Source organism: Bacillus sp. ISL-75, from assembly GCF_018613095.1.
Window position 1 is genome coordinate 49,997 of sequence record NZ_JAGGQX010000011.1, and the last position, 25,047, is coordinate 75,043.

Sequence of the window (25,047 nt, forward strand, 5' to 3'; positions counted from 1 at the left end):
TTTCACTTTATTTCCTTATGACAAGCTATGCGCAAAATCAATAAACTATGACATTCTAACAAAATCAAATTCATTTAAAAATAAAAAAAGCTGCATTAAAACGCAGCTTTACTTAATGAGACTGTTTAAATGAGCAAAGAAGTTAGGATAAGAAACTGAAATTGCTTCGGGATTCACTAGTTCTGCTTCATTTTCACATAGGAGTGCTGCTATTGCCAGCATCATCCCAATCCGATGATCGCCATGACTTGAAACCTTTCCACCGCTTAATACGGATTTACCGTATATAATCATTCCATCTTCAGTCGCTTCGATTTTAGCACCTAATTTTTTCAACTCATTAACCACTGTATCTATTCGATTTGTTTCCTTAACTTTTAATTCCTCAGCATCTTTAATAATGGTCGTCCCTTCAGCTTGTGTTGCTAAAAGGGCAATAATTGGTATTTCATCAATTAATTTTGGAATTAAGTCACCTTCAATGACTGTACCTTTGAGACTGGATGTCTTAATAATGAGGTCACCAAATGGTTCAAAAGAGGTTTCATCATTTTGTACAATCTCTAAGTCTGCGCCCATCTTTTTCATTACCTCGATAATGCCCGTTCTGGTAGGGTTTAGGCCAACATTTTTCAGAACAATTTCACTGTCAGGAATAACAGCACCAGCGACAAGAAAGAACGCTGCAGACGATATATCCCCAGGTACATGAATCGACGTTGCTGTCAGCTTTTGACCACCCTTAACCATAATATTTTGGTTATCCTTATGGATTTCTCCACCAAATTTTTTGATCATTCTTTCAGTATGGTCGCGAGTTTCCTCTGGCTCAATAATAATACTTTGTCCTTCTGCTTGCAGTCCCGCAAGGATTAGAGCAGATTTCACCTGTGCACTAGCAACTGGAAGGTGGTAGTTTACAGGTTTTAGCTCACCACCACGGATGGAAATCGGAGTGAAGGAACCATCTTTTCGCCCATCTATTCTTGCACCTATTTCTGATAATGGGTTCGTAACCCTGGTCATTGGCCTTTTTCCTATCGACTCATCACCCACAAGAGATGAGAAAAATGGTCTTCCAGCCAAAATACCCATTAATAAACGGATCGTTGTTCCTGAATTACCAACATCCAGTACTTCAGTCGGCTCAGTTAATCCCTCAAAACCTTTTCCAATAATGCGAAGTTGATTATCAGATTCCTCAATAGTAACTCCGAGTTTTCGAAAGCATGAAATTGTACTTAAGCAATCTTCTCCAGGCAAGAAATTAGTTATCTTGGTTTCACCATATGCGATCGAACCAAACATAACAGATCTATGCGAAATCGATTTATCGCCTGGAATTGTTATCTTACCATTTAAACCATTTATGTTAGTTTTAAGTTTTAATGACGTCATGAAAAATCACCTTTTATTCATATCATTTTAGGAACCAATAGATGTTGCAAAGTTGGAATAACTGCCAATACAGCGTTCAGCATTTTGCCGATCCTCTTCGGTTTGAAAACTAATCACTAAGACTCCATTAATATCTTCTCGTGTTTCTAGAATCCGAATATTTGTAATGCTAATTTCTTCCTTTGCTAAATAGCCAGTAATTTCCGAAATCACACCCGGGTAATCTGGAACATCGACAAACAAATCATAAAATGCCGGAATCGCACCTTTTTCTTTCAGTGGCAAGCCATCACGAAATTGTTTTGCTTGCTGAAAATAGTCGTAAATTGCAGAACTATTTTCATTTTCAAGTAATGTTTTAACCCCATTCATTTCTTCTTGCCATTGATCGAGTAATTCAATTAAGATTTCACGGTTGTGCAGGAGAATATCCTTCCACATCTTTGGGCTACTCGAAGCAATCCTAGTAATATCCCTAAATCCGCCAGCTGCTAGTCGTGGAATTAGACTTTCTGCTTCAGCTAGTTTTTCAGTTTGGCGAACAATAGAGGCAGCGATGATATGAGGGAAATGACTGACAATTCCAGTGAGATAATCATGGTTTTCTGGTGTAATAGTTAAAAACTTAGCATTGGTGCCATATAACCATGCTTTTAATAATTCTACCTTTTTATTTTCTACATGTTCTTGCGGTGTTAACAGGTAAAAGGCATTTTCAAATAATATTTCTTTGGAAGCAGATACACCACTTTTATGGGAACCCGCCATAGGATGCCCGCCAATAAAGGTGATTCCACGGTCCTTTAGGCTTTTGGCACTTCCGACAATCTTACTTTTTGTACTTCCTGTATCTGTCACGATTACCTCTGGATGGAGAGGGAGGCCCGCAAGGAACTGAATAATTTCCTCTGTTTCATTTACAGGTGCAGAAATAATAATTAAATTAGCGTTAATTGCACCACTGTATATATCTTCAGCTATTTCATCAATGACTCCAAGCATTTTTGCAAGCCTTGCTTGTTCACTATTAATATCAAATCCTACAATAGTTACATCCTTATGCTCCTTTTTTATACAAAGGGCTAGAGAACCGCCAATTAATCCTAAGCCAATTACAAATACACGGCCTTTCAATGATAACTCCCCCTAAACAACAAAGCACTACTCTGTTTTACTAATAGCTAAGGATTCTCCAAGTGCTTTTAGGACACCGACATTTTGTTCATAGGAGCCTACTGTAATTCTAACACCGGTTGGAAAACCAAGAGCTTTTCCGGAACGGACGATATATCCTCTCTCCAATAAATGTTGGAAAACCTGATCCCCATCCATTTTACAATCAATTAAAATAAAGTTAGTTTGTGATGGATAAAAATCAAGTTCATTCTCACCACAGAATTGATAAAACTGTTCAAGCCCCTTCCTATTTTTTTCTTTGCAGACTTTTATAAATTCCTGGTCCTTGATTGCTGCAGATGCTGCTAATTGACCTAAAGAATTAACATTAAACGGCTCCCTTGCAGGTTCAAGCGCTTTTATAATCGAGCGATTGGCAACTCCATATCCAATTCTCAAGGCAGCAAGTCCATATATTTTAGAAAAAGTTCTTAGGACAATTAAATTTTCATACTTACGAGCTAGGTTAACGGAATCATAGTAATCATCAGCAACAACATATTCAAAATAGGCTTCATCCAATACAACCAGAATATCTGATGGAACTTTTTCTAGAAAAGCGATTAATTTATTTTCTGGTATATATGTACCGGTAGGGTTATTAGGGCTGCATAGCCAAATAACATTGGTCTGTTCATCAATAGCTGCAAGCATTGCCTCTAAATCATGTTCTCCGTTTAGTAGAGGAACTTCCTTACTAACTGCCCCTTCAATAACAGCATTATGCTTATATTGTGAAAAGGTAGGTGTCGCCATAATTGAATTGGCGTTCGGATGTAAAAGTGCCCTAGAAATTATTTGGATAAGATTATCTGAACCATTACCGAATATTAATTCATCCTCGTCAACCTGTAAAAATGAAGCAATTGTCTCTCTTAAATTTGTAGCGTACCCATCAGGGTAAATCGCTAAACTTGTTTGATTCGATTGAAGAGCGGTCAACACCTGTTCTGAACATCCAAAAGGATTTTCATTTGATGCTAGCTTTACAATTTTGTCGAGTTTATATTGCTTCTTTACTGCCTCTATTGATTTTCCTGGTTGATAGGGAGTCAGTGTTAATAACTGCTCTTTCCATCTCATATTTATACACTCCATTCTTGTAGACGTATTCTATCTTTCAAAAAGATCCTCCCATTACGCTAAACTATTGCTTAGGTCGGGTCTAAGGACTTTAGCCCCTTTTAAGTATACATGGTTAATATCTTCTTGAGATTGTGTTGTATTTACATGCATCATGATTCTAACACACATTTTCAAGGAATTTGGAACAGGCATTTCCTGCATACACATGACAGGAACGTAAGTCCACCCCTCAAATTTACGCAATGCCTTTGCCGGGAATACCGCATTAATATCCTCTGTTGTTGAAATGAAAACAGATGCAACTAATTCAGGTTGGATATGGTTTTCCTCAATTATCTTCTCCAGCAGTTCTTCTGTGGCAGTAATAATTGCTTCCTCTGTGTTCTGATTAACTGTGATTGCTCCCCTCATCCCTCTTATCAAGACAAGACCCCCCTTTAAGAACTTTTTAACTCTTCAAATAAAACTGTTTCTGATATTTCCTTTAGGACTGGCTGACCCAATTGTTCGAGTAATACAAAACGAATCGAATGCAAAACAGATTTTTTATCCTGCTTCATTTTATTAATTAAATTTTCATGAGATAGATTTTCAGGTATTTTCGATGCATACCCAAGTCCTTCAATCCAGTTGGTGAATTCTTCTAAATCGAATGAAAGCCCTAGTAATTTTTTACTTAACTTTAATGCAAAAATCATCCCTACCATTACTGCTTCCCCATGAGTAAAATTCCCATAACCCATTTCTGATTCAATAGCATGACCTAACGTATGACCTAAATTCAAGTAAGCCCGAATTCCAGTTTCTTTTTCATCCTGACTAACGATTTTACCCTTTACCTTTATCCCTTTTATTAGGGATTCCGATAACAACTCCATAGGAAAGGTTTGAAGGTCTTCCACATTTTCTTTCAGCCAATCAAAAAAATCGGAATCATCAATAAGTGCATGTTTAATAACCTCTGCAAATCCCGAACGAATTTCATGAGCAGGAAGTGTTTTTAAAAATTCTAAATCATAAAAGACGGCTTCTGGCTGATGAAAGGCTCCTATCATATTTTTCCCGAGTGGATGATTGATCGCTACCTTTCCGCCAACAGCACTATCATGAGCTAATATGGTTGTTGGGACTTGAATAAAAGGTATACCTCTCATAAAAGAGGCGGCAACAAATCCTGACAAATCTCCTACTGCACCGCCGCCAAATGAAAGTATAACAGATTTGCGGTCAAGTCGGTTTTCAAGAGCAGTTGAAAGCGCAGAATAATAAATTTCAAAGGTTTTTGCCTTTTCGCCACTAGGGGCAGTAAAAATTACGGGATCAAACGATTTAAGCTCAAACAATAATTTTTCTAGGTGCAGCTTAGCAACTGTTTCATCTGTAATAATTAATATTCTGGTTAGACCCTTAAAATGATTCTCCAAATAAGGGCCAAGCTCCTTACTTACACCTTCCCCCACAAAGACATTGTAGTTTTTTGACGCTGTTTGGATTTGAATGGTTTCCATTAAAACTCCCTCGCATATTCTCTCTGCCTTTTTATTTCAGTAGCAAAAGCATCAAAGCGGTCGCTGTAAAATTGTTCAATCAGGGCGTTTGCAAGTTCCCATGCAACAGCATTCTCTGCAACCACTGCAGCAGCAGGTACAGCACAACTGTCTGAGCGTTCAACGCTCGCAGCAAATGGCTCCTTAGTATCAATATCTACGCTCATCAGTGGTTTATATAATGTGGGGATTGGTTTCATCACACCTCTGACAACAATTGGCATGCCAGTCGTCATTCCGCCTTCAAAGCCACCCAGTCTGTTGGTCTTGCGGTAATAACCTTTTTCTTGATCCCAAGCTATCTCATCATGGACTTCGCTTCCCGGTTTGCTAGCGGCCTCAAAACCAATGCCAATTTCTACACCCTTAAACGCATTTATACTCATAATGGCAGCGGCTAATTTCCCATCTAATTTACGATCATAGTGAACGTAGCTCCCAACTCCAGCTGGCATACCTTTAGCAATCACTTCCACGACTCCGCCGATTGAATCACCATTTTTCTTCGCTTCATCAATAGCAGCCATCATATCCTTTTCCACATTAGGGTCAGCACATCGAACAGGAGAATTTTCTGTCTTATCCTTTAATGCCTCAAAAGAAAGAGAATTATCAGCATTAGCTTTTATTCCACCTATTTCAACGACATGTGAAACTAGTTCAACTCCTACCAATGATAAAAGTTTCTTGGCAACAGCACCTGCAGCAACTCTAACAGTTGTCTCACGGGCAGAAGAGCGTTCAAGGACATTTCTCATATCCCTATGTCCATATTTAATCGCACCATTTAAATCCGCATGACCAGGACGGGCACGAGTTACTTTACGTTTAACTTCATCCTCCTGGCCTTCATCTAGGGGCTCCGCTCCCATAATCTTCGTCCAATGCTTCCAGTCATTGTTTTGAACTACTAATGCTATTGGAGAGCCAAGAGTGTAGCCGTGACGGACTCCCGAAACGATTTGGGCTGTATCCTTTTCAATTTGCATTCTTCTTCCACGGCCATACCCTTTTTGGCGCCTGGATAATTCCTCATTTATATCTTCTAATAATAATGGCATTCCAGCAGGGAGGCCTTCTAATATTGTTGTTAATTGCGGCCCATGGGATTCTCCTGCTGTTAAGTATCTCATTCCCATACTCTTTCCCCCTTCAACTCATTAAAGAATTTTTTTATCAATATACCATATAGCGCCCAATAAACATAGTATAACAATTCAGAAAATAAGGATTAAATTAATATAGAGAAATAAAAAGACACTTGTATAATAGTTATACAAGTGTCTCAATTTATTTAATTAGTATATCCATTCGTTAACTAGTTTATTGTATTCTACAACACCAGAATCTTTAAAAAATAAGCCAATTTCACGCTCTGCACTCACAGGTGAATCTGAGCCATGAATAACATTTTTACCAACAGTTAAACCAAAATCACCGCGAATAGTACCTGGTGCAGCATCTTTTGGATTGGTAGCACCCATCATTTGGCGGGCAGTAGCGATGACATTTTCACCTTGCCAGACCATTGCAAAAACAGGACCAGAAGTGATGAAATCTACTAATTCACCGAAGAAAGGACGCTCCTTGTGCTCACCATAATGTTCTTCAGCTAGTTCATTGGGAATGCTCATTAACTTTGCTCCAACCAATTGAAAGCCCTTTCTTTCAAAACGTGCGACGATTTCTCCAATTAGGTTACGCTGTACACCATCGGGCTTTACCATTAAAAATGTTTTTTCCATGAATTCCACTCCTAAAAATTAATTATTATGTATATTGATTGTATTTAAGAAACAATCCATGAAAATATTATCATTTTTTTGAAAATTTAACAAGTTGTTTAGAATTTTCGTTTCCCAATAACCTTTGCAATATCGTTTAGGGTTTTTTTTGCTTTATTCGCAGGTATCCCCTCTAATTCTGCTAAAGCTTTTTGTAAGTAAAGATCGCTTAGTGCGAATGATTTTTCGATTGCTCCTGATTGCTTAATTAACGAAATAATCTTTGTTATATCATGAGCATCCATTTCCTCATTGACCTTTTCTATTTCATTACGGATTTCATCATTTTCCATTGCATAAAGAGCTGGGGCAGTAACATTCCCCTGCACTAGGTCTCCGCCAGCAGGCTTCCCAAGTTCCTTCTCAGTTGAGGTAAAGTCTAAAATATCATCAATTATTTGATAAGACATTCCGACGTAATACCCGAACCGATAAAGTTTTTTATGGATGGATTCTTCAACCTCTGCAGCTATAGCTCCTAATTGGCAGCTAACTGCAATTAACAGAGCAGTTTTCCTCTTAATTCTGCGGAGATAATCTCGCAGATTTTGATTAAAGCGATATTTATCTTTAATTTGTTGAATTTCACCTACTGACACTTCAACAATCGTATTGGCTAAAATTTTATGGGCTTCGGGATTTTCGATATTAGTCATCAATTCAATCGCAAGAGCAAAAACAAAGTCACCGGTATACATGGCAATTTTGTTATCCCATTTGGACTTCACGGTAGGCTGGCCACGGCGAAGATCAGCATCGTCGATTACATCATCATGGACAAGTGATGCCATATGAATTAATTCAAGCGCAACAGCAACATTCTTCATCACATGGATATCATATTTACCAAATTTTCCTGCAAGCAAAACAAAAACAGGACGAATTCTTTTCCCGCCGGCTTGTAATGTATGCATAGAAGCCTGTCTAAGCAGAAGGGAATCTGCCTTTATAGTCTCTTCTAACTTTTTTTCAATCAAGTTAATATCCGAATTCAAAAATGAATACATCATTTTTAATTTCATTTGAATTCACCAGCTTTTCATCCTGTCTTCGAGTTCAATAAATTAATTTTTTTTACCAATATGAACAGCTGCGGCACCGCCGCTATATGGTTTGTATTTCACTTCTTTGAAGCCAGCTTGCTCAAACATTTTAGCTAGCTCCCTCATCCCTGGAAAATTACGTGCTGACTCATGAAGCCAAGCATATTCTCGATAGCTTTTTGCAAGCAATTTACCAAACATCGGCATAATAAAGCGAAAATAAAAATAATAGAGCTGTTTATAGCCAATTAGTGTAGGTTGTGATGTTTCTAGACAGACAGCGATTCCACCTGGCTTTACTACACGGTGCATTTCTTTTAAAACTTGCAGGTAATCAGGGACATTCCTTAAACCAAAGCCAATCGTTACATAATCAAAACTATTATCTGGAAAAGGGAGTTCCATTGCGTTTCCATGTACTAACTCAACCTGTTTTAACCCTAGCTCTTTAACCTTTTCAATACCCACATTAAGCATATTTTGGCTAAAATCCAATCCTGTAACTCCACCTGTTGGACCAACCGCTTCTGCTAAGGCTATTGTCCAATCAGCAGTACCACAGCAAACATCGAGAGCTTTTGAACCAGGCTGTACATTCATTTTTTTCATCGTGTCTTTCCGCCACTTGATGTGCTGTTGAAAACTGATAACAGAATTCATTTTATCGTAGTTATCAGATATCTTTTCAAACACATTGTGAACTCGCTGTTCTTTCGATTCCTGCATGATTTTATTACCCTTCTTCCACAAAAGTTTTTGCATTTGGCTGGTATTGGCTTAAGATTGATACAATCCTTTTCTCAAGTAATTCATTTAAGTATGGCAACTGTTCTAATCCCTTTTCAATAACTTCTTTTGACCTTTCAAGATGATGGTCGCAACACAGAAATAAGTGATTTTGCTGTTCCCTAGACAACTCTTTCGCCTTATTATTATCGATTGGGAAAACAATTGATTTTAAGGCTTCGAACAATACGGAACTTCCTGTTTGTAAAAATTGACGTTTTTCATGAAGTAAACGTTTAAATAAAAGCAGGTTTTCTAGAAAATTATTCCATAAATCCACTTTAAAATATTCGGAAAGATGGGCAAGTAAGGAACTTTCAATCAGCCCAATACTTGTCATTAGCTCTTCTATGTCTAAAATTTCATTTTGATATACAGAAATTTTATTTTCATTGACTTCTTTAATTCCTCTAGAAAGTGCCTTGATCATCATTATATCTTCCGAATCTGCTAGAAGCTTATAATATAAGCCACTAAAATAATCGCCTGCTAGAACGGTTAATTGACGATTTTTTTCCTCTACAGATGCATCTGTAATATGTTCATGGGTATCAAGGGCAATTTGAATTAACATTGTTGACAAGGCGTAGTTCTGCATATCACTGTATGACAATTCGAGGCGATCCATTATTGAGACTAGAAGAAGCAGTTTATCTTCGTCAATAATCGGAATTTCAATATAATTAAGCAAGTATGTGTCACAAACTCTTTTTTCGACCTGCTCTCTAATATTTGTGAATTTTTGTCGAATGTCCAGCAATTTAATCACCCTTGCTTCCCCGAAGTAATGTCTTTATGTATTCTTATTTCCTATTTGCATAGTAAAATTCATGCCGTTTAATAAAGAAAAGCCTAACCATTCTCTAAAAACAAGGCAGACACCATTATATCATAAAAGGTTTTCTTTAGGCAGAAATTCACAAAATAATCATTTACGCTCATATAAAAAAGATGAAAACAATGTGATTCGAACTGATTATCTTATTTTTTCAATTCACTTTCTACTTCACCCAGATGAGTAAGAATTTTCGCATTTCCCCTGATTTTTATAGCAGAAGTATGCTCAGTAAATTGAGCTATAAGCACTTCTCCTTTATCCAGCTTTTCAGAATGATGAAATTTTGTATCTGTGCCCCTTGTTAAGCCGATAACACTGACACCATCATCAATCGCTTTAATAACTACATACTCACCATTTTGTGGATAGCGTTTCTCCATTTGATCACCTCAAATACTTTAGGTAAATTAGACTAATATTTTATTAAAGATAGCACTTCAGCTCGAGCAATCGCATCGTCAGCAAGAACACCGCGGACTGCAGTGGTTACTGTTTTAGACCCTGGCTTTTTTACACCGCGCATGGTCATACACATATGTTCTGCTTCGACAACCACCATCACTCCGTGTGGTTCTAATTTTTCCATCATGCTATCAGCAATCGTGGAAGTAATCCGTTCTTGAAGTTGAGGTCTTTTTGCTACGGCTTCTACAGCTCTTGCCAATTTACTCAATCCAGTAACACGACCATTTTTCGGGATGTAGGCTACATGTGCTTTACCAAAGAATGGAACGAGATGGTGTTCACACATAGAATAAAAAGGGATATCTTTAACCAATACCAATTCTTCGTGATCTTCACTAAAGATGGTTTCAAAATGCTTCTTCGGATCCTCATTTAATCCACTAAAAACTTCTTCATACATTTTTGCTACCCGTTTAGGTGTATCAAGCAGTCCTTCACGGTTTGGGTCTTCACCGATTGCTTCTAATATTAAACGTACCGCTTCTTCAATTTGGGCACGATTCACTTGTGACATATTAAAATTCCCCCTATTGTTCAGTCAAGTATATCTGACAAATACATATTAGCACAATCTTTTTAGTTCAAGCAAAAAAGTAGAAAAAAGGCCATGGACTTTACCATGACCTTTTTACTTAAGCATTCGCCTCTAGCAATAAATTTATGTAATTATTTTACTGCGTCTTTAAGCGCTTTACCTGGTTTAAAAGCTGGAACTTTGCTAGCAGCGATTTCGATTTCCTCACCTGTTTGAGGGTTACGACCTTTACGAGCTGCACGCTCACGTACTTCAAAGTTTCCAAAACCGATTAATTGTACTTTATCACCATTTTTTAAAGCATCTAAAATCGCATCAAAAACAGCATCAACTGCTTTAGTAGCGTCCTTTTTTGAAAGCTCGCTTGCTTCAGCAACTGCATTAATAAGTTCTGTCTTGTTCATGCCATTCACCTCCTCCCAAAGAAATTATCAAGATTCGTAAATAAGATTACTTATCTACATTTCTAAACAATTTTTCTGATTTCTATACGTCATAGCTCGGTTTTATTACCAAAGTAACCATAAATAACTAAATTGGTAACTCAAATCTATTTTTTCAAGGAAAACCCTTATGAAATAAGGGTTCAAACACTATAACGTAATTCAGTTTAAAGATTATCATAATCAATTCAGCATATCAAGAAGATTTCATTAAATAATGGTAATCTTTTCTTTTGTTCAACAAAATTCTACTTATTTTGCCCATTTTGGTAGATTTTTCTCACTAATGTCCGTGAAACCAAAAATACGACACCCTCATTTCCACAAAAAAAAGACCCCGATTAGGAGTCAGAGCCTATAGAATAATGGCAATTAAGCCGCCTGAGCCTTCGTTGATAATTCTCTCTAACGTTTCTTTAAGTTTATATCTTGCATTTTCTGGCATTAAACTCAGCTTTGCTTGGATACCCTCACGAACAATTGAGCTTAAGCTGCGGCCAAAGATGTCTGAATTCCAAATGGATAACGGGTCATCTTCGAAATCCTGCATTAAGTATCTTACAAGCTCCTCACTTTGTTTTTCCGTACCAATAATTGGAGCGAATTCAGATTCTACATCCACTTTGATCATATGAATCGATGGTGCTACAGCACGAAGCCTCACGCCAAACCGGGCACCTTGACGAATAATTTCCGGCTCTTCAAGACTCATATCAGAAAGTGTTGGTGAGGCAATTCCGTAACCCGTTTGTTTCACCATTTTTAAGGCATCAGCAATGTGATCATACTCTGCTTTGGCATGGGCAAAATCCTGCATTAATTCGAGCAGATGATCTTTCCCGCGGATTTCTACCCCAACGATTTCTTTTAATATATCATCATACAATTCATCTGGGGCAATTAAATCAATTTCAGCAACCCCTGAGCCCATTTCAATTCCTGCTAATCCAGCTCTTTCAATAAATTCAAACTCACTAAAATGTTGGACAACTCGATCAACATCTCTTAATCTCTTGATATCTTTTACAGTTTCCTTGACAGCATCTTGATAGCTTTCACGAAGCCAATGGTTTTCTCTTAGAACCATAACCCAGCTTGGCAAATTCACATTGACTTCAAGTACAGGGAACTCGTAAAGTGCTTCACGGAGGACATTCAGAACATCACTGTCGCGCATACTTTCAACACTCATGGCAATTACCGGGATATCATATTTTTCTGCTAAACTCGATCTTAGCGTTTCAGTGCTTGGATGGTAGGGCTGCGCACTGTTAACAACCATGATGAACGGTTTGCCAACTTCCTTCAGTTCGTTAATAACTCTTTCTTCTGCCTCAATATAGTTACTTCTTGGAATCTCACCTATTGTCCCATCCGTTGTAACAACCACACCAATAGTGGAATGCTCCTGAATGACTTTCCTAGTGCCAATTTCAGCAGCTTCATGGAAAGGAATTGGTTCCTCATACCATGGGGTAGTAATCATTCTTGGTCCATTTTCATCCTCATAGCCTTTAGCACCTGGCACTGTATAACCAACACAATCAACTAGCCTAATATTGACATTTAATCCATCATCAACATGAACAGTTGCTGCTTGATTAGGCACGAATTTCGGTTCAGTTGTCATAATTGTTTTTCCTGCAGCGCTTTGAGGCAGTTCATCCAGTGCCCGTGACCTCTCAGCTTCACTGTTTATATTCGGTAACACGACCAGCTCCATAAATTTTTTAATAAATGTAGATTTTCCAGTCCGTACTGCTCCTACTACCCCTAAATAAATATCACCGCCTGTTCTTTCGGCAATATCTTTAAAAATATCAACCTTTTCCAAGTGATCCCCTCCCGATCATAGAGTAAAGTGGGATTAAACATCCATTTTAGGTATTTTTGGACAGTATATGTTTATGACGTTGTCCTATAATGTTATGACACTTTTCGAAAACTTTTTTACCCCCTTATTAAAAATTCACTAGGTTCTCTTGTATCTGTAGTGTCTGAACATTTGATATAATGGAGGGTTTCAATATATGTTTTTCTTTGGCATTAGCAAAAAAAACCCTTCTCCTACAATATATTTCATAGGAAAAGGGTTATGACTAAATATAAGAATAAGCACATTATTCTTCTAAAAATACTGGTTCTTTCGTCTTAGAATCCCATGTATATGGCAAGGAATAGGCAGGCACAAACATTGAATCATTCACTAAAATTGAGCGAATATCCTCCCCTGATTTTACCTTCTCGTCCGTTTTTTTCATTGCTTGGTATAAATCCGGGCGATAATCTACATATACTTCTGCACTCCCAGTTATGACAAAAGATAAATTTTGATTAGAAAACGGACTGACAATGAAAGGATCATTTTTATATCCTAGCTGTTTAAAATCAAGGGAAAAAACATTTTTAGCAATTTGCTTTTTATATGGTGGATACCCTTTTGTTTTAATTCGTAATTTAATATCTCGTATCACATCTGTTATTCTTAAATCAAATAATTTTACAGTCGGCTTGGTCTCCACATCTACGAGTACATATTGGAAGACCCCCCCATTTTCATAAGCATTTCCTGGTGGCTCCGCGATATATTTTGGAGTGATTTTTTTAAATTCAATTGGATACTTCTGATAAATCGGCGTTTCTGCTTCTTTTGTTTTTATTGGAAGGATTCCACTATTTTCCTCTCTAAAGGCATCCACAGCGGTTTGAACAGCGTGAATTTGATCTTGATAAGGGATTTGATTCTTCGCTAATTCCTCTTGAGGATACATGCATCCTGCCAGTAAAAAAGCGGTTAAAGCTAGAAAACAACCGAGCACATTCCATTTCATTTGATCACCACTTTATTTATGTATTTAACCCCGATTATGTTAAGAAAACAATAAGAAGCGTTAGTCCAGAAACAATCATTAATAAGTAAGCGATAATTGCTGTAATAATTCGAAATACTCCTTTTAACTTATATCTGCTGAAATAAATTGTCATAATCGCAAGGAACATAAACCCCATTCCAGCAATCGACACCCACATTTTAAACATTGCTGGTGACACACTAAACTCCCCCTTTTTCGAAAATTAATTATATCACAAGCTATAACTTTTCTAGAAAAATTTTAAACTAAAAACTTTCATGTTCTCTTCCTCACCAAAAAAAAACTGAAGTAAAGAGGGGCGAATTCTTTACTTCAGCTTTAAAGACTAAATAACCCATACTCCAGCGTCAAACTACCAGGTTGCTTCGTTGCATTGTATGCAATCTAGACACAAAGCGCCTCTTTAGAACGCCTATTTATTAATAAAAATATTCATGAGCAGTAACACTGCCCGCCCCTATTTAATGACATTTGGGACATTTTTTAGTCTTCAATATTCCTTTCATCTAAAACATTAACCAAATCTTCCATTTCATGAGTCTTTCCACGTGCCATTAATACATCTACAGCGTCTATTGCGTTCTTCCCGTTAAATAAGACATCATATAGCGCAAAGGTTATTGGCATGTTTACATCATACTTTTTCGCTAACTGATAAGCCGCTTTGGTGGTTCTCACACCCTCTACAACCATCCCCATGTTATCCAAAACCTCATTAAGGGTTTTCCCTTTACCTAATAGGTTTCCCGCTCTCCAGTTCCTTGAATGGACGCTTGTACATGTAACAATTAAATCACCTATTCCTGCTAGGCCTGAAAAAGTTAATGGATTGGCCCCCATTTTGGTACCTAGACGAGCAATTTCAGCTAATCCTCGTGTCATTAAGGCTGCTTTTGCATTATCACCATAACCAAGCCCATCTGTAATACCCGCTGCAAGTGCAATAATATTTTTTAATGCACCACCTATTTCAACACCGATGATATCTGAATTCGTGTACACTCGAAAATTGTTGTTGATGAATAAATCCTGTACTTTTTCTGCTGCAGCCATATTTTCTGAAGTAACGGTTACCGTTGTTGGGTGGCGAAGGCTTACTTCTTCAGCATGACTAGGACCGGACAGAACAACGACATCTTTTAGCATTTCTTTAGGCATTTCTTCTCTTATTATTTCTGATATACGCATTAATGAATCAGGTTCGATTCCTTTACTTACGTGTGCGATCAAAATCGGACCAGCTTGCACGGTACGGATTTTTCCAATTACCTCACGTATTGCTTTCGTGGGAACAGCTAATATAATTGTATCCACTCCCGCTAATGTATCACTTAATGAAGCATACCCCACAATTAATTCTGAAAGAACGATCTCAGGCAAATATTTCTTATTTGTGTGCTCTTCATTAATTTCTTTCACCTGCACCTCGTTATGGCTCCAAAGACGGACTTCATGTCCATTGTCTGCAAGGACCATTGCCAATGCGGTTCCCCAGCTTCCTGCTCCGATAACAGCTATTGCAGTTTTAGTAGCATTCAATTTAAATCACACCCACCTTATCTTTTATTTTCTTTCTCTTGCAAAAATTTTGATAGGAGTTCCTTCAAATCCAAAAGCATCTCTAATTCTGTTCTCTAGGAAGCGTTCATAGGAAAAGTGCAATAATTCAGGTTCGTTTACAAACACAACAAAGGTCGGCGGTTTAACTGCCACTTGGGTTGTATAATATAATTTTAAGCGTCTGCCATTGTCTGTTGGGGTCGGATTCATTGCTACTGCGTCCATGATGACATCATTAAGCACACTTGTTTCAACCCTCATCGAGTGGTTTTCACTAGCAGTGTTGATCATTGGCAAAAGTGTATGGATTCGTTTTTTTGTTTTTGCGGATAAAAACACAATTGGAGCATAACTAAGAAATAAGAAATGTTCCCTGATCTTGTGTTCAAGTTCCTTCATGGTCTTCTCATCTTTTTCAATAGCGTCCCACTTATTTACAACAATAACGATAGCCCTGCCGGCTTCATGTGCATACCCAGCTATCTTTTTGTCCTGTTCAATGATTCCTTCTTCGGCGTTAATGACAACAAGAACAACGTCAGAACGTTCTATTGCCCTTAGTGCACGGAGGACACTATATTTTTCAGTACTCTCATATACCTTCCCTTTTTTCCTAATTCCTGCTGTATCAATTATGACATATTTTCCACCATTAAATGTATATGGAGAATCGACTGCATCACGAGTTGTACCAGCAATATCACTTACGATTACACGTTCTTCACCTAAGATAGCATTTACCAATGAGGATTTCCCTACATTTGGCCGCCCAATTAAGGAAAATTTGACTACATCTTCACCATATTCAATAGGTTTGTTTTTTGGAAAATGTCTTGCTGCCTCATCCAATAAGTCACCTAGCCCTAGTCCATGTGCCCCTGAAATTGGAATAGGGTCACCAAACCCTAATGAATAAAAATCATAGATATCTTCACGCATTTCAGGATTATCTATTTTATTTACAGCTAAAACAACCGGTTTTTTAGACTTATATAATATTTTTGCCACTTCTTCATCAGCTGCTGTTACCCCTTCTCGTCCATTTGTTAAGAAGATAATAACATCAGCCTCATCAATCGCCACTTCCGCTTGCTGACGGATTTGCTCTAAAAAAGGTTCGTCACCAATATCAATACCACCAGTATCAATCACGTTAAAGTCATGTGTTAACCACTCACCTGAACTATAAATACGATCTCTTGTAACTCCTGGAATGTCCTCAACAATGGAAATACGTTCACCGACAATTCGATTAAAAATAGTTGATTTTCCTACGTTGGGCCGTCCTACAATGGCAATAACAGGTTTAACCAATTACAATCGCCATCCTTTCTTTTCTATAATCAAATACAATTTAGTATGTTAGCATAGAGTGAAACTTCCTTCAGTGGGGGTCTTACTTCCCGTTAATGCGGGATAATTCCCTTTAGTTCTTATTAAGTAAAGAAACCCTTCTGTCATCTAGAAGGGCCTAACTATATTATATTATCAATGATACTCCTTTCCCGCAATGGGGAAGCTTGACAAGATTATAAATTACGAGGATTTTTGCTTTCCTTTTTCAAAGAAATGAAAATGATTTTGCAATATTGTACCAGCGTTTTCCAATGTACTCCATCCCGCAAGCAAAAGTGCCGTTAACGAACAAACATCTAAATAGGCAAATTCCCCAATCAAATAGGGAAATTGGAATTTATTTAATATATAGGCATATAAAATCTCTCCCTGCATTCCACCTGCAAAAATTATGATCAATCTCCCTTTTAAAGTTTTTTGCAATAGTATGGCTAAATACCACAATGCTATACCCATCATCCATTCCTTCTTAAAAACGATCCAAATTGGATCAAATATCTCAAATAAATGGAAGGTTACATATGCAATTGTTATTATGAATGAACAAATAAAAAAGTAAATTATTCCTCCTCGTTTTTCCTGGCTTATGAATAAATAACAGATACCTAAAATAAATAATCCACTTGCTTGTATTTCAAATTCACCTACCATAAATTGAATATTAGATAATATTAGTGCAATTAAAACGATAGCAGCAAGTTTAACTCGAAATGGGTTTTGTTTTTCTAAGATAAATGTTAAGTAAATCCAAAAGGCCCAACAGCTCCAATAAAAGATTAACCCTTCCAACTCATACACCTCCTATTATTTTCATTATTGGTAATCTTTATGTAGTTTCATACTTCCTTGAATAATATTTCCTGTGTGAATCATCTTATTAAGAGGAGGTGTGTAGGAATGGGAAAAGACCGACAAGAAAAAAAGTTACGCGAAAGCAGCAGAGTGGAGTCAGATCGTGATCAGGCTTTGCACTACCCTGGTGCTACCAAGCTATCAGGCCCGGAAGAGGCACGGGGATTAAACGATGGAAAAAAATAACTGTAGAAAATAACTACAAAAAGCTCCCGCGGTTACGGGAGCTTTTAATTTATGGAACGCTTTGCATATTGTTTTGTATCTATGCCTCTTTGATTTAACCAATGATAGGTTTCGCCAGATATTATTAGTGGTGCATTTTTTAAATCTGAAACAGTCTTTGTACCTAAAGCAGTCATAATCATTTTTAATTCCTCATGAAGGGTTTCGATTTCTTTCTGTAACGTTTCTATCCCATCTTTAACAAGAATTTTCAAGAAATAACCTGCCATGCCAACCGCATCTGCTCCAATCGCTATTCCTTTTGCAATATCATGCGCTGACATAAATCCCCCTGAGCCAATGATGGATAGATGATTAGAAACTGACGTTGCTTCAAGAATAGATACACCCGTTGGGATTCCCCATTGATTAAAAAAAGACAGAGATTTTTCCCTGCGCTTATTTTCAATTTCAGCAAAATTTGTTCCCCCAGAGCCGCCTACATCAACCACTTTAACACCAATTGACGAAAGTGAATGAACAGTTTCCTTTGCCATACCGAAACCAACTTCTTTCACAATAACAGGGACTGTTAGCTCTTTAACAATGGATTCAATTCTTTTAAGTGCACCAGAAAAATTCCGATCTCCCTCTGGCATAGTTAATTCTTGAATTACATTTAAGTGTATTTGCAGGGCATTTGCTTCAACCATCTCGATAGCAGCTTTTGCGTCGTCTGGTGAGGCCTCACTCCCTAAATTTGCAATAATAACACCTTTGGGATTCTCTTTACGGACAATTTCATAGGTGTATTTTTGAGTTTTATCTTTTAATGCAGCCATTTGTGACCCAACAGCCATTGTTAAACCGGTATTTTTAGCTACTATTGCCAGCTCTTTATTGATACGATAAGTTTTTTCACCACCACCACCGGTCATGGCATTGATAAAAATTGGCGAACTTAAATAAAGTCCGCCAAATTCATGGTCTAATCCAACATCGAACACACCGATATTCGGTAATCCCTGGTGAATAAATTTTATATCATCGAAAGCTGAAGCATGATGTTTCCTATTATCAAGGGCATAACGAATGTGGTCCCATTTTCGTTCAGATCTAGACACTTAAATCACCATTATTTTCCTAGATTCTTTAATTTATCTCCAATAACTTCTCCAAGCTGAAAGCCTTTTGACTCTTCAGGAAGTTCATAGTCATGGTTTTCCTCATACTCTTTTTCAAGAAGTTCTTTAATGCTTAAGGATAAACGTTGATCTGACTCATTTGCCTCAAGAACTTTGACATCTACTTCCTGTCCTTCTTTCAATACTTCATGTGGTGTACCGATGTGTTTATGGGCAATTTGAGAGATATGAACCAGCCCTTCAACACCTGGAAATACTTCGACAAATGCTCCATAAGAAACCAATCTTTTCACTTTTCCTTTTAAGACGGTTCCTTTTGGTGCTTTTTCGGAAATATTTGACCAAGGTCCAGGAAGTGTTTCTTTAATCGATAAAGAAATCCTTTCATTATCACGATCAACACTCAATACCTTAACCTGTACTTGTTGCCCTTCATGAACTACATCAGAAGGCTTATCGATGTGCTCATAAGATAATTGGGAAATATGAACAAGACCGTCAATGCCGCCAATATCTACGAATGCCCCAAAATCAGTGATTCTTTGAACTGTACCATCAATAATTTGGCCAACTTGAACTGCAGTTAGGCGATTTTGTTTTTGTTTACCTTTTTCTTGTTCTACAACAGCTCGATGAGAAAGAATTAATCGATTCTTTTCCTTATCAAGTTCTACTATTTTAAAGGTTAGGATACGGCCTTTATAATCGCTGAAATCTTCTACAAAATGAGCTTCAACGAGGGATGCTGGTACAAAACCACGAACTCCGAGATCAACAACAAGTCCGCCTTTTACGACGTCTTTAACCTCAGCTTCAAAAACTTCTCCACTTTGGAATTGTTTTTCTAAACTCTCCCATGCTTTTTCTGCATCTACTTTCCTTTTGGAAAGGATAATCGCTTCTTCCTCTACTTTTAAAACTTCTAATTCTAATTCATCACCAACTGCGACTGCATCTGATGCCTTTTCAATATGCAGGCTTGAAAGTTCACTGATTGGGATGATTCCATCAATTTTGCTGCCTTGGATATCCACGAGCACCTGCTTTTCTTCTACTTTAGTAACTTGTCCTGTCACTTTATCCCCGATTTCAAAGTTTCTCACTTCTACTTGATTTAATTCTTCCGACATATGTATTCCTCCTTAATCCATTTACTCCTAAAAATTCTATATATGAACTGGTGGATGCCACGCAGCATACAACATATATAAAACAAACCTAAAAGCAGTGAATTTTCAAAAAAAACTCTTTCCATTAACTTCTTACAAATAGTCTTTTTTGTCAAGCAGAACCTATTGATGTTCTTTTTTAAGTTTTTCAATCTTTGACATAATTAATTCAGTAACTTGTTCTGCTGAAGCTTTCTCTTTTCTCATTTCTTCCAGGTCAATGGGTTGTCCATAGACGACCTTTAATTTTCGGAAACTTCTATACGGTCCAATAATAGCACAAGGTACAACCGCTGCTGTTGATCTTAGAGCAAAAAATCCTGCTCCGGAAAGTCCTTTTCCTAATTCCCCAGTCTTACTCCTTGTTCCCTCTGGAAAAAGACCGAAAACATGACCATCCTTTAAAAGCTTTAAACCTGTTCTAAGTGCTTCACGATCGTTAAATCCCCTTTTAACCGGAAATGCATTGCATTTCCTAACAATATTACCTAAAACAGGTACAGAAAAAATCTCTTCTTTTGCCATATAGTGAATAGGTCGTGGTGCCATGATTCCTACAACCATAGGATCGAAATTATGGATATGATTAGAACAAAGAAGAACCCCGCCCTCTTTCGGGAATTGTTCACGTCCGATGGCTTCAATCCTGTACCACGGCTTAAAAACTCCATATACAACTGACCTTGCAAACGCATAAAACGTCACACTTATCCAATCCTTTCGTGCACCAACGTCATTATTTTTTCAACAACATCAGGAATTGTCAAAGAGGTTGTATCAATTTCAATTGCATCATCGGCTTTTTTCAGTGGTGCTATTTCTCTCTCTGAGTCGATTTTATCTCTACGAGCAATTTCTTCTTTCAACTTTTCTAAGTCGGATGGAAATCCTTTTTGGACATTTTCAATATGACGCCTCTCAGCTCTTTCCTCGACACTAGCAAGTAAGAATACCTTTACCTCTGCACCTGGCAATACATGTGTCCCGATGTCCCTACCATCCATTACAACTCCGCCTTCAGAGGCAAAAGCTTGTTGTCTTCTGACCATTTCTTCACGGACCTTCTGATGTTTAGCAACATATGAAGTCGAATTAGTTACTTCAGCAAAACGAATCTCATCTGTCACATCCCGATCGTCTAGATATACTAATTGCCCACTCTCTGAAGGCAGCAATTTAATATCCGTAGATAATAATGTCTCTAATAATGAATCTTCATCTTCTAAATTTAGCTGATTAACTATTGCCTTATATGTTAATGCCCGGTACATAGCACCAGTATCGATATAAATATAAGAAAGTTTTTCTGCTACAATTTTTGCAACTGTACTCTTACCGGCTGCAGCAGGGCCGTCTATTGCGATTGATATTTTTTTTTTCATAAATCCTCCTATTTTGCCATCATGAATATCTTAGATGTTGTCTACTATTTATTTTACCACAAGATATATCAATGCCTCTTTTTTTTACGACTATAAAAATGAAATTTAATGACAATTATAATTATGTTCAATCAAAAGAAAGCAGGCAGGCCTGCTTTCTCATTTTCCCTGGAAGGTTTCAAGAATATCAGTATATGTATTTTCATTTACCCCTTCGTATTTTGCCAATTGTTTTACTTGAGGAAAGACATCCAACTGATGAAAAAATAACTGTGCAAAAAATAGAAAAATAAACTGTATGATGACAACTTTAATTAAAACTCTTTCTACCTTTTTCATAACATCCACTCCACAAATCAATATATATTTATTATTGGAGTTATTTGAAAAAAATATAAGGAAAAGCAATTGCTCTTCCTTATATCACGTCTTCATATACCGTCTCAGCATTCTTCATTTTTTCAACATCTTCTTCTACACCGCTTTTTGCATTAATAAAAATACGATAGGTATCATCATCGATTGTCCCAAGGAACTCATAACAAAGCACCTCTTCGTTAAGGTCATTTATTATAATTGCCTGTCGGTCTTCCATTACTTTAAAGTTAGGATTCACCTTTGCCCGGGCTTGTTCTAAAGAAATAGCAGGTTTTTCTATTTTCCTTGTCTGAAAAGATTTTAAATACTCCTCAGCGGATACACCAATAATATCGCCATTGTCCAAAGCAACTTTAACTTTAATCGATTCAGGGTAAATTCTAATACCATTTATTTTTGAAACAAAATTGAAAACACCGATATTGTCATATTGTGTGCTTTCAAATATCTCTAAATCTTTAAAACCTGTTTCTTTTAGAAAAGTTGCTGCCTTATTATCAGCATCATTTAAACTGAGAACTTGTTTTTTTACATCTCGATGGTTAATAAACCAAATTGGATGTCCCGCTTTTTTGGTAATGTCCATACTGCCTTCATCACCGGTTTTCTTATTTTTTATGGAAACACTATAAAAACCATAATCCGAACCTTTTCCATTTTCAGTAACCTTCACTTCGGAATTCCCATCAATTTTCATGTACTTTTTGGCGATCTTAATTGCTTCTTGCTTGGAAATCGTTTTTCCTTTGATTTTTTTAAAATTTTCATCCTTTTTTTGCATATTTACAAAAGTTGGGCCCAAGTCCGATTCTTCATACCCTGTCACTGTCTTTTCTACAGATTTAAAGCCGTCAATTATTGTATTATCCGTAGTTTCCTTGCCAGAAGCCAGAGCAAGCTCAACATCCATCCAGCGAAGGTTATTTTTGAGTACCATATGCTGTACTTTTCGAAGGTCATCCTGAATATCACCAGACTGCTTATAAAGTACCTTTAAAGTGTTGTATTCATCCTTTGACAATGGTTCCTTGTCTAAATCCCTAACAGCGGTTCGATAGCTGAAGTTTCCAATTTTGGCCAAGAATTCCTCCGTCTTGTTAAAAGGTAGTAATGTTAACGGCAGTTGCCCTACATCACTATGTGCTTCTGAAGTAATCCTCCATACCTCAATTAACGATGGAGACAATGATTGCCTTGAATTCATTGCAAGGGTTGTTCCAATCTTATCGTGTAATAAATCCACTTGGTAGGAAAGATCATGGAATGCTCGTTGATAAGTATTTTCTGCATTTATTAATATTGCATTTTTTTCCTGATGTTCTTGGTAGCCCCAATAGGCTGTTCCCGCGACACCTACAGCGAGAACACCTATTAATATTCCTCTAATCAATTCTATTCACCCTCTATTTGCAAAAAATATGTTTCCCGATTTGTTTTATTTGAGGTCGTCCCCATATCCAGCCGCTAGTAGCAGTATCTGGGTTAAAATAGTATAATGCCTCTCCAGTTGGGTCCCAACCATTGATTGCATCTACTACGGCTTTCTTAGCATTTTCATTTGGTGTTAGCCAAATTTGCCCATCAGCAACAGCCGTGAAAGCACCAGGCTCAAAAATTACTCCTGAAACTGTATTAGGAAATGTTGAACTATTTACCCTATTGAGAATAACAGCTGCAACAGCAACTTGACCTGTATAAGGTTCGCCCCTTGATTCTCCATAAACGGCATTAGCCATCAATTGGATATCATTTTGTGAATAACCATTTGGTATGTTAGCAGCTGTTGGCTTTTTGGGTGTCCCTTTTTTTGGTGAAGTGTTTTTTTGAGCTGTATTTTTTGGTGTTTGTTTTCCTGGTGCTTTGTTTGCTGGATTAGGGACACTTTGTTTACTTTCATCTACCCCACCGTAATGTGTAAATTTGTTACCTGAGTTTATTTGCTTTTTTACAAACTGTTCATTGTATTTGCTTGCTTTGGCTAGTTTTAATTTTGTTGGCCACCCCGCCAATCCATCAATTGGCAGCCCAAATTCATATTGAAAATTTCTTAACGCCCAATACGTACTCCATCCGAATACCCCATCAATCTCCCCATGGTAAAATCCAAGATACTGGAGCCTGGATTGCAGTTCAATGACATCATCACCGACCGCACCTTTTTGGATAATCTGATTAGAGAAAGCTCTGACCTCCTTGCTTTCAATAAACGAAGATGTCCCAAACATAAGAAAGATTAATATGAAAAATTTTAGCAGGATTTTTTTCTTTATCATGGAATATTAACCCCCATTGTAAATCTTTTATCAGTAAACCTATTTTTTGTTTAAATGGTGTTTTTATTCCATCTTAATGAGAATAAAAAAAAAACCCTTTACAAATGAAGGGTTTTTTGGACAGCATATTGTTTTTTCATATGATTGGCACTTAATATTTTAGCTTTTTTCACTTTCCTTAGTCCAAACCACCAAAGAAAAATCATAAAAGGAAAAATAATAAAGAGCCAATTTTCTTGGGAAATTAAGATAAAATCGTATGCACCGTGCAGAAGAAATGGTAAGAGAAGGGAAAATATAACCCATTTAGCTTTATTCCCTTCCGTAAACTTAGCTTTTCCAATATAAAAGCCCATAATAACACCAAATAAAGCGTGACTTGAAACAGGTAATAATGCACGTGTTACCGCATGCTCGATTCCATTAGCTATTAAATAGAAGACATTTTCTATTGTAGCAAAACCAAGTGAAACAGCTACTCCATAGACAATTCCATCAAAGGGTTCATCAAACTCTACATGCTGATAAACAACATAAAAGAGGATAAACCATTTGAAAAACTCTTCAAATAGACCTGAGCTAAGAAACGCATTGAAAAGATCAGATTTAATTATATGTTCTGTTTCAAGTACATGCTGGATAAACATGATTGGAAACACAAGAAGGGCTCCGTACATAAATGTCCTTAGAACGAAGGATATTGGCTCTGAGTCATATTCATCTTTTAAATAAAAATAACTAAGTAAGGCCAGTCCGGGGGCAATTCCGGCGGATAATATTCCCAGCATGATGA

The 25,047-nt window shown here is 37.1% G+C and carries 28 protein-coding genes; 1 reads left to right on the forward strand and 27 read right to left on the reverse strand.

What is annotated here, in order from left to right:
- Positions 1-108: 108 nt before the first annotated feature.
- The 19 genes from aroA to J7E63_RS04970 all read right to left on the reverse strand — a co-directional run bounded on the left by aroA (position 109) and on the right by J7E63_RS04970 (position 17,679).
- Positions 109-1,398, reverse strand: a complete 1,290-nt coding sequence (gene aroA, locus J7E63_RS04880) for a 3-phosphoshikimate 1-carboxyvinyltransferase (protein WP_215010493.1) — start codon at positions 1,396-1,398, stop codon at positions 109-111.
- 27 nt (positions 1,399-1,425) lie between these two features.
- Positions 1,426-2,532 carry a prephenate dehydrogenase gene (locus J7E63_RS04885; protein WP_215010494.1) on the reverse strand — a complete coding sequence of 369 codons (1,107 nt, stop codon included), beginning with the start codon at positions 2,530-2,532 and terminating at the stop codon, positions 1,426-1,428.
- A gap of 27 nt (positions 2,533-2,559) precedes the next feature.
- A complete protein-coding gene (hisC, locus tag J7E63_RS04890; protein ID WP_215010495.1) occupies positions 2,560-3,657 on the reverse strand; it encodes a histidinol-phosphate transaminase in 1,098 nt (365 codons plus the stop codon).
- A gap of 54 nt (positions 3,658-3,711) precedes the next feature.
- On the reverse strand, positions 3,712-4,083 hold the full coding sequence (gene aroH, locus J7E63_RS04895; RefSeq protein WP_214717110.1) for a chorismate mutase: 372 nt from the start codon (positions 4,081-4,083) through the stop codon (positions 3,712-3,714).
- Positions 4,084-4,097: 14 nt separating this feature from the next.
- Positions 4,098-5,168 carry a 3-dehydroquinate synthase gene (gene aroB / locus J7E63_RS04900; RefSeq protein WP_215010496.1) on the reverse strand — a complete coding sequence of 357 codons (1,071 nt, stop codon included), beginning with the start codon at positions 5,166-5,168 and terminating at the stop codon, positions 4,098-4,100.
- Positions 5,168-6,340, reverse strand: coding sequence for a chorismate synthase (gene aroC / locus J7E63_RS04905; RefSeq protein WP_215010546.1), 1,173 nt, complete (start codon positions 6,338-6,340; stop codon positions 5,168-5,170). The genes aroB and aroC overlap by 1 nt, the downstream gene beginning before the upstream one ends.
- 165 nt (positions 6,341-6,505) lie before the next feature.
- Positions 6,506-6,952: a nucleoside-diphosphate kinase gene (gene ndk / locus J7E63_RS04910; protein WP_214997565.1), complete on the reverse strand. Its 447-nt coding sequence runs from the start codon at positions 6,950-6,952 to the stop codon at positions 6,506-6,508.
- Between the two features lie 98 nt (positions 6,953-7,050).
- Entirely contained in the window at positions 7,051-8,013 is a 963-nt protein-coding gene (gene hepT, locus J7E63_RS04915) for a heptaprenyl diphosphate synthase component II (protein ID WP_215010497.1), read from the reverse strand.
- 42 nt (positions 8,014-8,055) lie between these two features.
- The gene (locus J7E63_RS04920) at positions 8,056-8,760 is read right to left on the reverse strand and encodes a demethylmenaquinone methyltransferase (protein ID WP_168244923.1); all 705 of its coding nucleotides are present in this window, start codon (positions 8,758-8,760) and stop codon (positions 8,056-8,058) included.
- Between the two features lie 7 nt (positions 8,761-8,767).
- Positions 8,768-9,589 (reverse strand): heptaprenyl diphosphate synthase component 1, encoded by an 822-nt coding sequence (locus tag J7E63_RS04925; RefSeq protein WP_308161914.1) that lies wholly within the window; start codon positions 9,587-9,589, stop codon positions 8,768-8,770.
- 212 nt (positions 9,590-9,801) lie between these two features.
- Positions 9,802-10,038 (reverse strand): trp RNA-binding attenuation protein MtrB, encoded by a 237-nt coding sequence (gene mtrB, locus J7E63_RS04930; RefSeq protein WP_168244924.1) that lies wholly within the window; start codon positions 10,036-10,038, stop codon positions 9,802-9,804.
- A gap of 32 nt (positions 10,039-10,070) precedes the next feature.
- On the reverse strand, positions 10,071-10,637 hold the full coding sequence (gene folE / locus J7E63_RS04935) for a GTP cyclohydrolase I FolE (protein ID WP_168244925.1): 567 nt from the start codon (positions 10,635-10,637) through the stop codon (positions 10,071-10,073).
- A 152-nt stretch (positions 10,638-10,789) separates the two neighbouring features.
- Positions 10,790-11,062, reverse strand: coding sequence for a non-specific DNA-binding protein Hbs (gene hbs, locus J7E63_RS04940; RefSeq protein ID WP_024030636.1), 273 nt, complete (start codon positions 11,060-11,062; stop codon positions 10,790-10,792).
- Positions 11,063-11,456: 394 nt separating this feature from the next.
- On the reverse strand, positions 11,457-12,935 hold the full coding sequence (gene spoIVA / locus J7E63_RS04945) for a stage IV sporulation protein A (protein WP_098931601.1): 1,479 nt from the start codon (positions 12,933-12,935) through the stop codon (positions 11,457-11,459).
- 286 nt (positions 12,936-13,221) lie between these two features.
- Positions 13,222-13,932, reverse strand: a complete 711-nt coding sequence (locus tag J7E63_RS04950) for a hypothetical protein (RefSeq protein WP_215010498.1) — start codon at positions 13,930-13,932, stop codon at positions 13,222-13,224.
- Between the two features lie 34 nt (positions 13,933-13,966).
- On the reverse strand, positions 13,967-14,152 hold the full coding sequence (locus J7E63_RS04955; protein ID WP_088088805.1) for a DUF2768 domain-containing protein: 186 nt from the start codon (positions 14,150-14,152) through the stop codon (positions 13,967-13,969).
- Between the two features lie 305 nt (positions 14,153-14,457).
- Positions 14,458-15,513: an NAD(P)H-dependent glycerol-3-phosphate dehydrogenase gene (locus J7E63_RS04960; RefSeq protein ID WP_215010499.1), complete on the reverse strand. Its 1,056-nt coding sequence runs from the start codon at positions 15,511-15,513 to the stop codon at positions 14,458-14,460.
- A gap of 24 nt (positions 15,514-15,537) precedes the next feature.
- Complete coding sequence (gene der, locus J7E63_RS04965) at positions 15,538-16,848, reverse strand: ribosome biogenesis GTPase Der (protein WP_215010500.1); 1,311 nt, start codon at positions 16,846-16,848, stop codon at positions 15,538-15,540.
- A 222-nt stretch (positions 16,849-17,070) separates the two neighbouring features.
- Positions 17,071-17,679: a YphA family membrane protein gene (locus J7E63_RS04970; protein WP_088088808.1), complete on the reverse strand. Its 609-nt coding sequence runs from the start codon at positions 17,677-17,679 to the stop codon at positions 17,071-17,073.
- 108 nt (positions 17,680-17,787) lie between these two features.
- Between J7E63_RS04970 and J7E63_RS04975 the strand changes: the two genes are divergently transcribed.
- Complete coding sequence (locus J7E63_RS04975) at positions 17,788-17,928, forward strand: YpzI family protein (protein WP_214717117.1); 141 nt, start codon at positions 17,788-17,790, stop codon at positions 17,926-17,928.
- Between the two features lie 44 nt (positions 17,929-17,972).
- Here J7E63_RS04975 and fni read toward each other — a convergent pair whose 3' ends face one another.
- The 8 genes from fni to prsW form a co-directional block, all read right to left on the reverse strand.
- Positions 17,973-19,031 (reverse strand): type 2 isopentenyl-diphosphate Delta-isomerase, encoded by a 1,059-nt coding sequence (gene fni, locus J7E63_RS04980; protein ID WP_215010501.1) that lies wholly within the window; start codon positions 19,029-19,031, stop codon positions 17,973-17,975.
- Positions 19,032-19,042: 11 nt separating this feature from the next.
- Complete coding sequence (gene rpsA / locus J7E63_RS04985) at positions 19,043-20,182, reverse strand: 30S ribosomal protein S1 (RefSeq protein WP_215010502.1); 1,140 nt, start codon at positions 20,180-20,182, stop codon at positions 19,043-19,045.
- 162 nt (positions 20,183-20,344) lie between these two features.
- Positions 20,345-20,926, reverse strand: coding sequence for a lysophospholipid acyltransferase family protein (locus tag J7E63_RS04990; RefSeq protein ID WP_215010503.1), 582 nt, complete (start codon positions 20,924-20,926; stop codon positions 20,345-20,347).
- 2 nt (positions 20,927-20,928) lie between these two features.
- Positions 20,929-21,603: a (d)CMP kinase gene (cmk, locus tag J7E63_RS04995; RefSeq protein ID WP_215010504.1), complete on the reverse strand. Its 675-nt coding sequence runs from the start codon at positions 21,601-21,603 to the stop codon at positions 20,929-20,931.
- Positions 21,604-21,762: 159 nt separating this feature from the next.
- Entirely contained in the window at positions 21,763-21,942 is a 180-nt protein-coding gene (locus tag J7E63_RS05000) for a YpfB family protein (protein ID WP_215010505.1), read from the reverse strand.
- Between the two features lie 79 nt (positions 21,943-22,021).
- Positions 22,022-23,371 carry a germination protein YpeB gene (ypeB, locus tag J7E63_RS05005; RefSeq protein WP_215010506.1) on the reverse strand — a complete coding sequence of 450 codons (1,350 nt, stop codon included), beginning with the start codon at positions 23,369-23,371 and terminating at the stop codon, positions 22,022-22,024.
- Positions 23,372-23,384: 13 nt separating this feature from the next.
- The gene (sleB, locus tag J7E63_RS05010; RefSeq protein ID WP_251033378.1) at positions 23,385-24,206 is read right to left on the reverse strand and encodes a spore cortex-lytic enzyme; all 822 of its coding nucleotides are present in this window, start codon (positions 24,204-24,206) and stop codon (positions 23,385-23,387) included.
- A gap of 146 nt (positions 24,207-24,352) precedes the next feature.
- Positions 24,353-25,042, reverse strand: coding sequence for a glutamic-type intramembrane protease PrsW (gene prsW / locus J7E63_RS05015; RefSeq protein ID WP_098931580.1), 690 nt, complete (start codon positions 25,040-25,042; stop codon positions 24,353-24,355).
- Between the last annotated feature and the right edge of the window lie 5 nt (positions 25,043-25,047).